Origin of the sequence: Paenibacillus whitsoniae (genome assembly GCF_003955665.1) — a bacterium.
Lineage (GTDB): Bacteria > Bacillota > Bacilli > Paenibacillales > NBRC-103111 > Paenibacillus_E > Paenibacillus_E whitsoniae.
On sequence record NZ_RXHU01000065.1, the window covers coordinates 1 to 13,785 of the forward strand.

The window sequence follows — 13,785 nt, forward strand, 5'->3', positions numbered from 1 at the left end:
CGCACCGTTCAGCACTTGCGAGCCAAGGCTGCCGCCCATGACGAGAATAACCGGCTTTTGCGTATGAAAGTCGCACAATTGGACGCCTTTGGACGCTTTGCCCTGCAGGATGCCTTCGCGGATCGGAAGGCCCGTCAGCAGCGCTTTTTCTTTGCCGATATGCGCCATCGACTCCGGGAACGTCACGCACACTTTCGTTGCGAACGGAATCGAAATCTTGTTCGCCAGCCCTGGCGTCATATCCGATTCGTGGATGATAACCGGAATGTTGTTCATTCTCGCGCCCAGAACGACCGGAACGGAAACGAACCCGCCCTTGGAGAACACAACGGCGGGTTTCAAACGTTTAAGCAATCGATACGATTCATAAACACCTTTCAGCACGCGAAACGGATCTTTCAAGTTTTTCAGATCGAAGTACCGGCGCAGCTTCCCCGACGAAATCGGATAGAACGGAACCTGCTCCCGGGCGATAATATCTTTTTCAATGCCAGTTGCCGAACCGATATATGAAATTTCCCAGCCCTTCATCTTCAGCTTGCTCATGAGCGCCAAATTGGGCGTTACATGGCCAGCGGAGCCGCCGCCGGTAAAAATAATCGTTTTCATTCCCCAGTCACCTCGAATAACGCGATATGTTGAGCAGGATGCCGACAGACGTCAGCATAAGCGTCAAGGATGACCCTCCCGCACTGATAAAAGGCAGTGTAATCCCGGTTACCGGGAACATGCCGATGACAACGCCGATGTTGATAATCACCTGCACGGCGATCATGCCGATGATGCCGACAGCGATTAAGCTGGCAAACGTATCCGGCGCCGTAATGGCCGCCCGCATGCCCCGCCACACCAGGATGGTAAAGAGCAGCAGCACGAGCGTCCCGCCGATAAAGCCAAGTTCTTCTGCAATAATGGAAAAAATAAAATCCGTTTGCGGTTCCGGCAAGTAACTGAACTTCTGGCGGCTCATCCCAAGCCCGAGTCCGACCAAACCGCCCGGTCCGATCGCATACAACGATTGAATCGATTGATAGCCGGCGCCAAGCGGGTCCTGCCAAGGGTCCAGAAAGGCGGTAATCCGCTTGAGGCGGTACGGGGCGGCAATGACCAAGCCTACGAAACCCGCAACCCCTATCATACCGAGATAAGAGAGATGAAGCAATCTAGCGCCTGACGTATAAATGATTAGGAGAGAGGCGCCGACGAGCACGACCCCGGTGCCAAGGTCCGGCTGCAGCATGATCAATCCGAAGGCAAGCCCCATGATGCCAAGAGGCGGCAGCAAGCCTTTTGTGAAAAGCATAATTTTGGACTGCTGCTCGGACAACAGCTTCGAAAGAAACAGGATCATGCCGATCTTCATGAACTCCGACGGTTGAATGCCGAAAGCGCCGATCCCCAGCCAGCTTCGCGCACCGCCTCGCACGACGCCGATGCCGGGAATCAAGACGATGACGAGAAGTCCGAAGCACAAGATCAAGGCGATTTTGGCATACTTTTTCCAGACCAGATAATCGACATTCATCGTAAAAAACATCGCCACGATGCCGAGCACGGCAAAAATAAGCTGCCGCTTCAAATAATAGAACGAGTCGCCGAATTCGCGATACGCGAGGACATTGCTGGCGCTATATACCATAATAACGCCGATCGTTAACAGCATCAGAGTTGGAATGATGATCCAAATATCAGGAGCGGAACGTGCTTTACCCATACAAACACCTCTTTGTAAGTACTGGGCGTGGATAAGCCCTACTTAAAGGTTATGCACGGACTCCTTAAACATGCCCCCCCTGATCTCATAGGATGGAAACATATCCCAACTGGCACAAGCAGGCGACAGGAGCACAATGTCACCCGGTTCGCTCATCTGCCAAGCCAGCTGTACGGCCTGTTCAACCGCGTCCGCTGCATTAGCAGTATCGACGGTTTGCAGGCGGCTAATCCCCGCCAGCTCAGCAACATGATTAATTTTTTCGCGGGTCTGACCCAACGTGACGAGACCTTTGATCCGCTCGCGGAATATCGGAAGCAGTTCCATATAGTCCGAGCCGCGGTCGAGTCCGCCGGCAATAAGGACGATCGGCTGGTCGAGCGCCTCAATTGAACTGATCGTAGCGACGGCATTCGTCGCCTTGGAGTTGTTATAGAACGAGACGCCGTCCAGTTCTCGGACAAGCTCCAGACGGTGCTCAACGCCCGTGAAGCTGCGCAGCACACCCGCAATCGCTTCCAGCGGCACGCCGGCCGTAATCGCCGCTGCGGCAGCAGCCAGGGCGTTCTCGACGTTGAAGCTGCCGGCGATGCCGATCTCACTGGCTGGCATAATCGGCTGCACGCTGCCCTGTCCGTCTGCATATACCAGCATGCCGTTCTCCAGATAGGTGCCTTCACTCAGTTTCTCCTTCCTGGAGAACGGCAACACTTTCGCCTTGAGGTTCGGCATAATGGCCCGGCACACCGGATCGTCCCAGTTCAGAATCGCCGTATCTTCCTGCGTCTGATTGGCGAATAATTTGGCCTTGGAACTAATATAGTCTTCCATGGTGCCATGGTAGTCCAGATGCGTCTCATAGAGGTTAAGCAGCAGACCGATGGCGGGCCGGAACGATGTCGTCCCTTTCAGTTGGAAGCTGCTAAGCTCCACCACCATCGTGTTCTCCGCCGTGACTTCAGGCGCCGCTTCCGTCAAAGCGCGGCCAATGTTGCCCGCCACGACAGGCTTAAGCCCCGCAGCGTCCAGCATCAGGCCGATGAGCGTTGTCGTCGTCGTTTTACCGTTGGAGCCGGTGATGCCGATAATCGGCGCCTCGCAGAACAAATACGCCACCTCCACCTCGGTGACCACTTCAATCCCGAGCGCTTCCGCCCTCCGGACAGGCTCGACCGAATACGGGATGCCCGGGTTTTTGACGACAAGCGCCACCCCTTCATGAACGAGGGAGTCCGGATGATACCCACAAACAACAGAAATACCCAGAGCCTCCAGTTCGTCGGCTTCAGGGCATGCAGTCCGGTCCTTTTTGTCATTTACCGTTACAACAGCACCGATTTGGTGAAACAGCTTCGCCGCAGCGACACCGCTGCGCGCAAGCCCAAGGACAACCACTTCCAGTCCACGATATTCCCGCGGATGCTTCATGTTCTATAACACCTCATTCATATAAAGTCCGAGCGCCGCAAGCACGAGGCCTACCACCCAGAACGTGATGACAACTCGCCATTCGGACCAGCCGACCAATTCAAAATGGTGATGAATCGGACTCATTTTAAATACGCGCTTGCCTCTTGTTTTAAACGATACAACTTGGATCACAACCGATAAAATCTCAATCAGGAACACACCGCCGACAATCGCCAGCAGCAGCTCCGCTTTCGTCAAAATCGCAACGGCCACAAGTCCCCCGCCGATCCCGAGTGAGCCCGTGTCGCCCATAAACACCTTCGCCGGATGCGCATTAAAGACGAGGAAGCCCAGTACGGCGCCTACCATGGCCGCAGAAAAAATCGCCGCCTCCGGCTGCGTGTTGTTCATCGCGATAATCGTATAAGCGCCGAATGCGATCGCACTCGTCCCTGCGAGCAAGCCGTCAAGGCCGTCCGTGAAGTTCACTGCATTGGATGCGCCCAGCATAATGATCGCCATAATCGGGAAGTAGAGCCAACCTGCATTAATGTGGAACGAGACGAAAGGAATGTAAAATTCCGTGCTGTGCCCCTGCACAATCAGCAAATAGCAGACGATGGCGGAGATCAACAGCTGGCCGAAAAGCTTTTGCTTCGCGGTAAGCCCCAACGAGCGTTTAAACACAATTTTAATATAATCGTCTAAAAAGCCGACAAGTCCATATCCCAGTGAAGCGATCAATAAAATGAGCAAATCCATATTTTTCTCGGCAAAACGCAGCGTCGCCAGCGAAAGCGCCAGCAGAATGATGATGCCGCCCATCGTCGGTGTGCCCTGCTTTTTGAGATGCGCCTTCGGGCCTTCCTCCCGAATCTGCTGGCCGAATTTCATGCGCCGCAGTATCGGAATGCACAGCGGGCCCATAATCAAGGCCAGCACAAATGCGACGCCCATGGTAAATAACACTTCGTTTTCCACATTGGTTCCCCCTGCTCGTTTCCGTCACTCTATTGTCCATACCATGCGTGTTCAAAAAGTCGGGTTTTCAGCACCGAGAAGTTACGAGAAGTTGAAGAAAGAGGAGCGGAGTGTAGGCAAAACCTACATGGCTACCTTCCTTCAATCGAAGCTGAATGCAAGATTCAATGTCGAATCCGCTTCCTGGCTTACTTCGTGATCAAAAGACGACTTTGTGAACTTCCTCATCAGTGAAGCATATAACGTTCTATTTTTCAAGCAAGGTCTGCACGACTTGTTCAAGCCGCATGCCGCGCGAGCCTTTCACGAGCACCAGGTCCTCGGGGGCCGCGGCTGCGGCGAGTTCCTCCGCCAGCTGCGCTTTGTCGTCGTAGGCGCGCACATGCGCCGCCGGGAACGCCTTCTGCGCTTCCTCAGCGATGAAGCGCCCAAGACGGCCGAACGTGAAGACGTAGTCGACACGTTCCGGCGACAGCATCGCGCCAATGCCGCGATGGAACTGCTCTTCGTGCTCGCCAAGCTCCAGCATGTCGCCGAGCACGAGGAATTTCCGACCGAAGCCGCTCAGCTGCTCGGTCAAGGTAATCGCAGCCCGCATCGAGGCGGGGCTGGCGTTATACGCATCGTTGAGCACGGTCAGCCCGGAGGCTGCCGTCAGCTTCTCGATGCGCATGCTTGTCATTTGCAGCGAGCTCAGCCCCGCTGACACATTTGCCGGCGAGACGCCGAAGCGCTCGCCGATGGCGATGGCCGCGAGCGTGTTCACCACGTTGTGCTCGCCGAGCAAAGGCACGAACAATTCCGGATACTCCGGGGAATTGATCGTGAAGTACGCCCCGTCCGCATCCATCCGGATGCCGGTCGGGAAGCGGTCGTTGTCCGCCGCACGGCCAAAGCGGACATGCTCCAGGTTGGCCGGCAGACCATCGGTTGCCGTCACGGTCGTGCCGCCGGCGCTGCGTTCCGTCAGCGCCATCGCAATCAGCGGCTCGTCGCCGTTGTAGACGAGCAGCCCGCCGGGCTTCAGGCCGGCAACGATCTCGGCCTTCGCTCGGGCGATCTCCTCTCGGGAGCCGAGCTGCAGCATGTGCGACTCGCCGATCATCGTAATGATCGCCGCGTCCGGCTCCGCGAGCTGGGACAAGAGCGCGATCTCACCGCGCCCGCTCATGCCCATTTCCACGACCGCGAACGGGGTGGTTTCTTCCAGTGCGAGGAGCGTCAGCGGCAAACCGATGTGGTTGTTCAGGTTGCCTTTCGTTTTATGCACCGCATACGTGCTGCCGAGCACGGCGGCGACCAAATCTTTGGTCGTCGTTTTGCCATTGGAGCCCGTAATGCCGATCACTTTCACAGCCAGCTCGTTTTTGTAAGCTTTGGCCAGCTGCTGAAGCGCCAGCAGTGTATCCGTGACGACGATGTGCGGAATGTCCGCAGGGCCGGCGCCGTGGTCGGCTTGCCACAGCACAGCCGCCGCTCCTTTTTGCATAGCTTCTCCCACATAATCGTGCGCGTCAAACCGTTCTCCGATCAGCGGGACGAACAGACTCCCGGCCTGAATGGATCGCGTATCCGTCGAAACGCCGGTAATGCGCACTTCCTGCGCCGTCCCGGACACTTCGCTATGAATCATCGCCGCAATGTGCGCTAACGTTCGTTGAATCACTGGTTTCTCCCCCTAATAGCCGCCCTGGCGATCAAGCGATCGTCAAAATCGTGCTTGACCCCCATAATATCCTGATACGTTTCGTGGCCTTTACCCGCTATCAATACTACATCCTTGGGGCCTGCCCCTTCAATAGCCATCTGTATCGCTTTTCGGCGATCCGCGATGAGTGTAAACTGATCCTCCGGATAATGCAGCTCCTCTAGACCTGGCACAATATCCCGCAAAATGGCCTCCGGGTCTTCCGTCCGCGGATTGTCCGACGTCACGTAGACATAATCGCTGTACGAAGCCGCCACTTTGCCCATCACCGGCCGCTTCGTCCGGTCGCGGTCCCCGCCGCAGCCGAATACGGTAATGACCCGACCCTCGGCAAATTCGCAAACCGTCGACAGCGCATTTTCCAGTCCATCCGGCGTGTGCGCATAATCGACCAGCACGAGATACGGTTGGCCTTCATCGACCACTTCCATACGGCCCTCCACGACTTGTACAGCCGCCAGGCTGTCACAGATCGCGTCAAGCGAGATGCCTTCGGCAAGCGCTGCGGAAATCGCCGCAAGCGTGTTGTAGACGTTAAATTTGCCGACCAAGCGCAGCTGGAGGCTCCGGCTTCCGGCAAACGTACGTACTTCGAACGCCGTGCCCTGGGACGTCATTCGGATGTCGGTCGCCTGCACATCGCACGGCTGATCGATGCCGTACGTGATCACTTGCGCCGCCGTGAGCTCTTCGAACCGCTCGGAAGCGGCGTCGTCCGCATTCAAGACGGCATACTTGCGACCGGCAGGCTCCCCGTTAAAACTGTTGCCGAGTCGTGCGAACAGCAAGCCTTTTGCCTCCGTGTATGCTTCCATCGTTTTATGATAATCGAGATGATCCTGTGTCAAATTCGTAAAAATCCCCGTCCGGAACGATACGCCCTTGACCCGCCCCATGGCGAGACCGTGCGAGGACACTTCCATGACGCAGTACTCCGTACCGCTATCTGCCATCTGCCGCAAAATGCGCTGCAGCTCCAGCGCCTCCTGCGTGTTCGTCGCCTTATTCTCGTGGTATTCATTGCCAATCTTGATATGAATGTTGCCCATCAGGCCTGTGGTAAAGCCTTGATCCGCCAATATTTTTTCCAATAAGTACGTTGTCGTCGTCTTTCCGTTCGTTCCTGTAATTCCGATCATCTTCATCTCTTCACTCGGATATCCGTAGAAATGCGCCGCCAACGCTGCCATCGCGTAGCGGGCGTCCTTCACGACGAGCTGAGGAACCGGCAGCTCCAGCACACGCTCCGTGACAAGCGCAGAAGCCCCAAGCGCAAGCGCTTTTGGGGCGTAGTCATGGCCGTCTACGGTAAGTCCCGGAATACAGAGGAAGAGATCCCCCGGCTTTATTTTACGAGAGTCTGCCTCAATCCCAGTGATGTCTGTGTCAGCGTCTCCGACGATGCGGGTGATGAGCAGTGCGGAAGCAAGCTCGATCAGTTTCATGAGCAACCCTCTCTTCCCAATGAGGTAGTTCAAAAAGTCGTCTTTTGATCACGAAGCCATGCAGGAAGCCTCTTGCGTTCAGCTTCGAAGGAAGGTAGCCATGTAGGTTTTGCCTACACTCCGCTCCTCCTTCTTCAGCTTCTCGCAACCTTCTCGGTGCTGAAAACCCGACTTTTTGAACACTATCTTATTATGGACAATTTTATGCAAGTAGAAAAGTGAAACATGTCTTATTCGCAAAATCTTTTTGGGCAAGCGCTACGTTATTGCTGAGGCGGCTCAACATTGGAAAGGAAAATCCGGATCGTCGAGCCTTGATCGACACGCGTGCCCGCTTTAGGCGCCTGGGAAATGACGTATTTCCCGTTGCCCGATTTCGCCAGCTTAAAATTCATGTTCAGATCTTCTAATATATCATCAACTGACGCGCCAACCAAGTCCGGCACTTCCACAACCGGCGTTTCGCCGTAGCGGTAATCTTTGTCAAGCTGGTTTTTGTCCGGTTCCACTTTCATGTAACGCAGGGCGTCCGCCATGATGTTCTTGACGAGCGGCGCTGCGATCAGCCCCCCGAACTGAATGCCTTGCGGATCGTCCACTGCCGCGTAGACAATCACCTTCGGGTTATCCGCCGGCGCAAAGCCGATGAAAGATACGATATGTTCATCCGGTGAATACCGGCCGTTGATGACTTTCTGCGCCGTACCCGTTTTGCCGCCGACCCGGTAGCCGTCGATGAACGCGTTGCGCCCCGTCCCTTTGGCCACGACGCTTTCCAGCGCTTCGCGGACTTGTTGCGACGTGTTCTCTGAGATTACGTTGCGCACGAGCTGCGGCTCGACAACGTCGACAACTTCCCCGGTATCCGGGTTCGAGAACGACTTCGCCAGAAACGGCTTGAACAGCTTGCCGCCGTTGATCGCCGCCGATACCGCCGTAATCTGCTGAATCGGCGTCACGGATACGCCCTGCCCGAACGCAGTCGTTGCAAGCTCGACCGGTCCGACTTGCGACGGTTTGAACAGAATGCCGTTCTCTTCACCGGCAAGATCAATGCCTGTTTTCTTCCCGAAGCCGAAGTTATAAATATAATCGAAGAGCTTCTCTTTGCCAAGACGCTGGCCCATTACGACGAAGCCAGGGTTGCACGAGTTCTGCACGACTTGCAGCATCGTCTCGCTGCCATGGCCGCCGCGCTTCCAGCAACGCAGGCGCGCGCCGCCGACTTCGATGGCGCCGGGATCGTAAAACTGCTCGTTTTTGAGATCGACCTTCTTCTCTTCTAGCGCCGCAGCCAGCGTAATAATCTTGAACGTGGAACCCGGCTCATACGTTTTCCATATCGGCAGGTTTCGGTTATACGTCTCCGCCGGGTACTCTTGATATTTCGCCGGATCATACGTCGGGCGTGAACCCATGGCCAAAATCTCGCCGTTGTTCGGGTCCATCATAATCGCGACGACGTTCTGCGCTTGGTACTGCTCCATCGCCTGATCAAGCTCGCGCTCCATCACGGACTGTAGATGGCTGTCAATCGTCAATTTGACGTTGAGTCCGTCTTTCGGCGGCGTGTACGTCTCTGTTGTGCCTTCCAAGGTGCGGCCTGCCGCGTCCGTCATATAGGCGATGCTGCCTCTAAGGCCGGTTAATTGCTCATTGTATTTGGCTTCAATGCCCGTAAGCCCTTTATCGATGCCAGCAAACCCAAGGATATGCGCAGCAAGCGTGCCGAACGGGTAGTAGCGTTTATTGTCTTCGGCCACGACGATGCCGGGCAGATTCAACTTGCGGACTTCCTCCCCCTTTTCCAGTGTAATCTTGCGGCCGGACGGGCGGATGTAATTTTGCGACGCTTTCTTCGTGATCTGCTTGTAAATATCATCGACATTGCCTTCCAGCACCTCGGCCAGCTTCTGCGCTGTGCTCTGCGGGTCTTTGACTTGCACGGGAATGGCAACAATCGTAGGCGTCGTTATACTGTACGTGAGGGCAACGCCGTTTCGGTCCTGAATTTCGCCCCTTTTCGGCATGTAATAAATTTCTCGGCGCCAACTGTCATCGGCTTTGTCCGCCAACTCTTGTCCTATCCACAGTTGCACATAGGCCAACCGGATAATCAATGCTGTAAAAATAACCGTACCGATAATTAACGCCATAAACAATCGGCGGCGCAGCGTAACGTTAGAAGCTCGCATGAACGTTCAGTCTCCCTTCCCAACCTGTCAGGACTATTCCTAACATGAATATTCGGGACAAACAGGGGTTAGAACAAGCTCTCATGCGAGCTTCCCGGGGTTAAGGCGTTTTCGATTTATTTTGCGTCTTGGCGGCCGTGCCTGGCGTCGGCGTCGGGGACGGAGGCGGTGCATCCCCTGCGTCACCGTTCGAGGTTGGCGGAGCGCTTGCCGTCGTCTCCTCGCTCACGCCGATTGGCCGCAAGGTCAATTTGACCGCTTGTCCAGCCTCCGCTGCGCCCTGCTCCGTGACATACCCTTCGCCGGACGTTTGACATTCCGTGCCGAAGAAGGAGCACACCTCCACCGCGTCGCGCAGCGATTTGCCGATCAGGTTCGGCAGCGGCATGCCGGTGACGTCCTGCATCGCAACATACGTGTGCTGCGTGGATAAAATTTCAGTGCCCGCTTTCGGGAACTGGTTGACAACCTTGTCGCCTCGCCCGAAAACATCGAGCGTCAAGCCGGTATCCTTCGCGATGCTCTTCGCATTGTCCTGTGACATGTCCGCAAAGTTCGGCATCGTCAGCCTGCTCGTTTCTTTCTTTACGACCTTCGCCGGCTTCTTGCTGGAGGGAACCCCCAAATATTGCAGAGATTCGCCTGCAATTTCTTTAAATGCCGGCGCCAGCACCTGACCGCCGAGGTGGTAGTTGCCGCCGAGATCCGGCTGGTCGGCGATCAGCGTGATCAGAATTCGGGGGTCTTCAACCGGGGCATAGCCGATAAAAGAAATCACCCACGTATTCGGGGAGTACGTTTTATCTCCAGGCAATACGATATTTGCCGTCCCTGTTTTTCCTGCGACACGATAATCGTCCATAAAGGCTAGCTTGCCCGTTCCGATCTCCTGATCTGAGACGACCTGCTCCAGATAACCGCTCACTTGGGAGGCGACTTCCGGGCTGACCACTTGACGGATCACCTGCGGCTGCACGTCGGAGATGGTTTTGCCGGTTTTCGGATCGACAATCGCCTTCACGATATGGGGCCACATGAGCTTGCCGCCGTTGGCGATCGCCGCATAGGCCGCCGTCTGTTGGATCGCCGTGACGACGACCTTCCCTTGTCCGTATGTTGCTGTTGCAAATTCCGACGGATATTGCATATCGATAAGTCCGGACACTTCGCTCGGCAGATCGATATTTGTTTTCGTTTTAAAACCAAACTTCTCGATATAATCTTTGAACTTCGGCGTGGTCAGCTTCTCGATCCCCAGCTTCACAAACGCAACGTTACTTGAGCGCTTCAGCCCGTCCAGGAATGAAATTTTGCCCCATCCTACATTGTTGTGGTCATGGAGAATACGGTCCGAGACCCGGATTTCCCCGGACTGGTACATTTCATTCGGGTTGAACACCCCTTCCGCTACTGCGCCGGCCAGCGTCACCAATTTGAACGTAGAACCCGGCTCATAGCGTGACGACACCGCCCGGTTAATGAACGCCGATTGATCTTTCGTGGAGCCGTACGTATTCGGATTAAATGTCGGCGTATTCGCCATCCCCAAAATTTCCATCGTCTTCGGATCGACCGCAATCGCCGTGAGGCTCTTCGGGTGCCATTGATCATTCACTTTCGCCAAGGCGCTTTCCAGATAATACTGGATATTCTTATCGATGGTCAGACGCACGTTGCTGCCGTCCTCTGCCGGTTTGAAATCGACTTTCCCCTCTGGCAGTTCCACGCCTTTGCCGTCCTTCTCGTAGCTCATGCTGCCCGGCACACCCTTGAGCACGTCGTTCATTTTAAGCTCGAGTCCTAGCGAAGGTTCGCCCTCCTTGTTCGTATAGCCGAGAATGTGTGCCGCCAGTGTCTCATTCGGATAGTAGCGTTTCTTGTCTTCTAAAATATAAATGCCAACATTCGCTTTCGTCCCCAGTTTCAACTTGGTTTGCAGCCTGGCAATCAGTTCGCGAACTTGATCCGCTTTATCCTTACCGATCTTCCAACCTTCGTTGCGGATCTCGACATTTCGGGCCAGCTTTGTGCCGTCCAAATTTTTCCTAGTCGCCCGATCCCGAATCTTATTCACAAGCTCGGCTCGAACAGCCTCCGAATCTTTCAAAATGTCCGCCAAGCCCTGCGAGACATCCTCCACAATTTGATAGTTGTTCAGCATTTCCGGATCGAGTGCGATCGTATAAGCGGTCGACTCAATCGCGAGCGGCTTGTCATTTCGATCCACGATGCTTCCGCGGACAGGAGTAATGATTTTATCCGTCTCCCACCGTTTCTCCGCTTTCTCTAGCAGCCAGGAGGCTTCTACGACTTGAATCCAATAGACTTTCACAATGAGGACAACAAAAAGAAGGGTAAAAAACCCTCCGATCAGTAAAGAGCGCAGCTTAATTTTTTTTGTCATAGGAATACCTGCCTGTTACGGTTTAGAAGACGTTTTGCCGGATTTACTGTTCGTGGCAACCGTTGTCGTTTTCGATTTCGTTCCCGTGGTCGTCGCAACGGCGCTCTGCTTCTCATCCGTGACGTTAAACCCTAACCGCGCCGCTTCCTCCTTCAATCGTTCCGGACTTTGCAGCTTGTAGACTTCCGACTTGAGCGCGCTGTTCTGCGCCTCGATCTCCTTGATCTGCTCCTGCATCACTTTAATCTCCGCATTCATCTGGTAGATCGCCGCATAGCGCCACAAAATGACACCTGCAACGATAATGCACAACACCACGGTAAACAGATACAGCAGCTTTTCCTGTGCAGGAAGGGCGGACTTGCGGTACATCACCTTCGTCGTCTCTTTTATTTTCACGCGTTGAGGTGCCGCTGGCTTGCGTTTGGGGTCGAGGGCCAAATTGCCCTGAATGTATCCTGGCATCGTTTATTTCCTCCCTTGGTTCAAAGCCTCTCTGCTATGCGAAGCTTCGCTGATCGTGCTCGTTGGTTGACGTCCAGTTCTTCTTGACTGGCTACGATAGGTTTGCGGGTTACTAACTTAAGCGTGCCGGATTTGGTGCAGACGCACATCGGAAAATCCGGCGGGCATGTACATTTTTCTAATTGGCTGGTAAAAAACTGCTTGCAGATGCGATCCTCGAGCGAGTGGAACGTAATGACGGCAATGCGCCCTTGCGGTGCTAGGCAGCGTATGGATTGTTCCAGCGCCTCTTCAAAAGCGCCAAGCTCATCGTTCACCGCGATCCGCAGCGCCTGAAAGCTCCGCTTCGCAGGGTGACCTCCCGTGCGTCTTGCCGCAGCGGGAATCCCTTCCTTAATCAGTTCGACGAGCTCGCCGGTCGTTTCAATCGGCTTTTTGCTGCGCGCTTCGACGATCACGGCGGCGATGCGCCGCGAGAATTTCTCTTCGCCATATTCATACAAAATTCGCGCAATTTGGTCAGCGGGCCACTCATTTACGATGATTTTGGCGGTGAGCTCCGTCGATCGGTCCATTCTCATGTCGAGCTCCGCATCCTGATGATAGCTGAACCCTCGTTCGCCTTCGTCAAGCTGCGGGGACGAGACACCAAGATCAAACAAAATGCCATCCACCTGCGGCTTACCATCCTTCATTGCTCTGGGCTCGCTGCGCAGCACCATTTCCAATTCGCGGAAATTGCTTTTGACGATGGAAACGCGATCACCATACGGGGCAAGCACCGTCTGCGCATTCGCGAGCGCAACGTCGTCTTGGTCCAGCGCAATCAGCAGTCCGTTCGGTCCAAGCTTGGACGCGATCAGCGAACTGTGCCCTGCCCCTCCCATTGTGCAATCGACATAAACGCCGTCTGACTTTATATGTAGTCCTTCTACCGATTCTTCTTTAAGTACCGTCACATGATGAAACACTGGATGTCCTCCTACAACTACTGCCTTTTTCTATAAATCAAAATTAAAATCGACCAGCTTTTCCGCAATTTCGTTGAAAGACTGTTCAGACTCATTGGCATAGCTTTCCCAAATTTGCTTGCTCCAAATCTCAACGCGGTTGGAAACGCCGATCACGACGCAATCTTTCTCCAGCTTTGCATGCTCGATCAAGTTGCCCGGAATGTTGGCACGGCCCTGCTTGTCCAGCTCACACTCCGCTGCGCCCGAGAAGAAAAACCGGGTGAACGCACGCGCGTCCGACTTCATTAGCGGCAGAGCTTTCAGCTTGCCTTCGAGGATCAGCCATTCCGACTGCGGATAGACGAACAAGCACTGGTCCAGTCCACGGGTGATGACAAAAGATTCGCCGAGGGCTTCCCGAAACTTGGCGGGAATGATCATGCGCCCCTTTTCGTCGATGCTATGTTGATATTCACCCATGAACACAGCACCCGGCCCCCTTTTCCTCCA

Annotated in this window: 11 protein-coding genes; all 11 read right to left on the reverse strand. The window is 54.8% G+C overall.

The window, feature by feature from the left end:
* On the reverse strand, positions 1-609 hold a 609-nt coding region (locus tag EJQ19_RS20560; protein WP_206438460.1), incomplete at its 3' end, for a glycosyltransferase.
* Between the two features lie 7 nt (positions 610-616).
* Positions 617-1,714 carry a stage V sporulation protein E gene (spoVE, locus tag EJQ19_RS20565; protein WP_126143123.1) on the reverse strand — a complete coding sequence of 366 codons (1,098 nt, stop codon included), beginning with the start codon at positions 1,712-1,714 and terminating at the stop codon, positions 617-619.
* A 42-nt stretch (positions 1,715-1,756) separates the two neighbouring features.
* A complete protein-coding gene (gene murD, locus EJQ19_RS20570) occupies positions 1,757-3,142 on the reverse strand; it encodes a UDP-N-acetylmuramoyl-L-alanine--D-glutamate ligase (protein WP_126143124.1) in 1,386 nt (461 codons plus the stop codon).
* 3 nt (positions 3,143-3,145) lie between these two features.
* On the reverse strand, positions 3,146-4,081 hold the full coding sequence (gene mraY / locus EJQ19_RS20575) for a phospho-N-acetylmuramoyl-pentapeptide-transferase (protein WP_420901691.1): 936 nt from the start codon (positions 4,079-4,081) through the stop codon (positions 3,146-3,148).
* A gap of 271 nt (positions 4,082-4,352) precedes the next feature.
* Complete coding sequence (locus tag EJQ19_RS20580) at positions 4,353-5,771, reverse strand: UDP-N-acetylmuramoyl-tripeptide--D-alanyl-D-alanine ligase (protein WP_126143126.1); 1,419 nt, start codon at positions 5,769-5,771, stop codon at positions 4,353-4,355.
* On the reverse strand, positions 5,768-7,258 hold the full coding sequence (locus EJQ19_RS20585; protein ID WP_126143127.1) for a UDP-N-acetylmuramoyl-L-alanyl-D-glutamate--2,6-diaminopimelate ligase: 1,491 nt from the start codon (positions 7,256-7,258) through the stop codon (positions 5,768-5,770). The genes EJQ19_RS20580 and EJQ19_RS20585 overlap by 4 nt, the downstream gene beginning before the upstream one ends.
* A gap of 263 nt (positions 7,259-7,521) precedes the next feature.
* Positions 7,522-9,453, reverse strand: a complete 1,932-nt coding sequence (locus tag EJQ19_RS20590) for a stage V sporulation protein D (RefSeq protein ID WP_126143128.1) — start codon at positions 9,451-9,453, stop codon at positions 7,522-7,524.
* A 100-nt stretch (positions 9,454-9,553) separates the two neighbouring features.
* Positions 9,554-11,857, reverse strand: coding sequence for a penicillin-binding transpeptidase domain-containing protein (locus tag EJQ19_RS20595; RefSeq protein WP_126143129.1), 2,304 nt, complete (start codon positions 11,855-11,857; stop codon positions 9,554-9,556).
* Between the two features lie 15 nt (positions 11,858-11,872).
* Complete coding sequence (ftsL, locus tag EJQ19_RS20600) at positions 11,873-12,322, reverse strand: cell division protein FtsL (protein WP_126143130.1); 450 nt, start codon at positions 12,320-12,322, stop codon at positions 11,873-11,875.
* Positions 12,323-12,342: 20 nt separating this feature from the next.
* A complete protein-coding gene (gene rsmH / locus EJQ19_RS20605; RefSeq protein WP_126143131.1) occupies positions 12,343-13,293 on the reverse strand; it encodes a 16S rRNA (cytosine(1402)-N(4))-methyltransferase RsmH in 951 nt (316 codons plus the stop codon).
* Between the two features lie 30 nt (positions 13,294-13,323).
* Complete coding sequence (gene mraZ, locus EJQ19_RS20610) at positions 13,324-13,761, reverse strand: division/cell wall cluster transcriptional repressor MraZ (RefSeq protein ID WP_126143132.1); 438 nt, start codon at positions 13,759-13,761, stop codon at positions 13,324-13,326.
* Between the last annotated feature and the right edge of the window lie 24 nt (positions 13,762-13,785).

Coding starts and splice junctions, on each gene's coding strand:
- spoVE (WP_126143123.1), bottom strand. CDS start 1,714: ATGGGTAAAGCACGTTCCGCTCCTGATATTTGGATCATCATTCCAACT.
- murD (WP_126143124.1), bottom strand. CDS start 3,142: ATGAAGCATCCGCGGGAATATCGTGGACTGGAAGTGGTTGTCCTTGGG.
- mraY (WP_420901691.1), bottom strand. CDS start 4,081: ATGGGCGTCGCATTTGTGCTGGCCTTGATTATGGGCCCGCTGTGCATT.
- EJQ19_RS20585 (WP_126143127.1), bottom strand. CDS start 7,258: ATGAAACTGATCGAGCTTGCTTCCGCACTGCTCATCACCCGCATCGTC.
- EJQ19_RS20590 (WP_126143128.1), bottom strand. CDS start 9,453: ATGCGAGCTTCTAACGTTACGCTGCGCCGCCGATTGTTTATGGCGTTA.
- EJQ19_RS20595 (WP_126143129.1), bottom strand. CDS start 11,857: ATGACAAAAAAAATTAAGCTGCGCTCTTTACTGATCGGAGGGTTTTTT.
- ftsL (WP_126143130.1), bottom strand. CDS start 12,322: ATGCCAGGATACATTCAGGGCAATTTGGCCCTCGACCCCAAACGCAAG.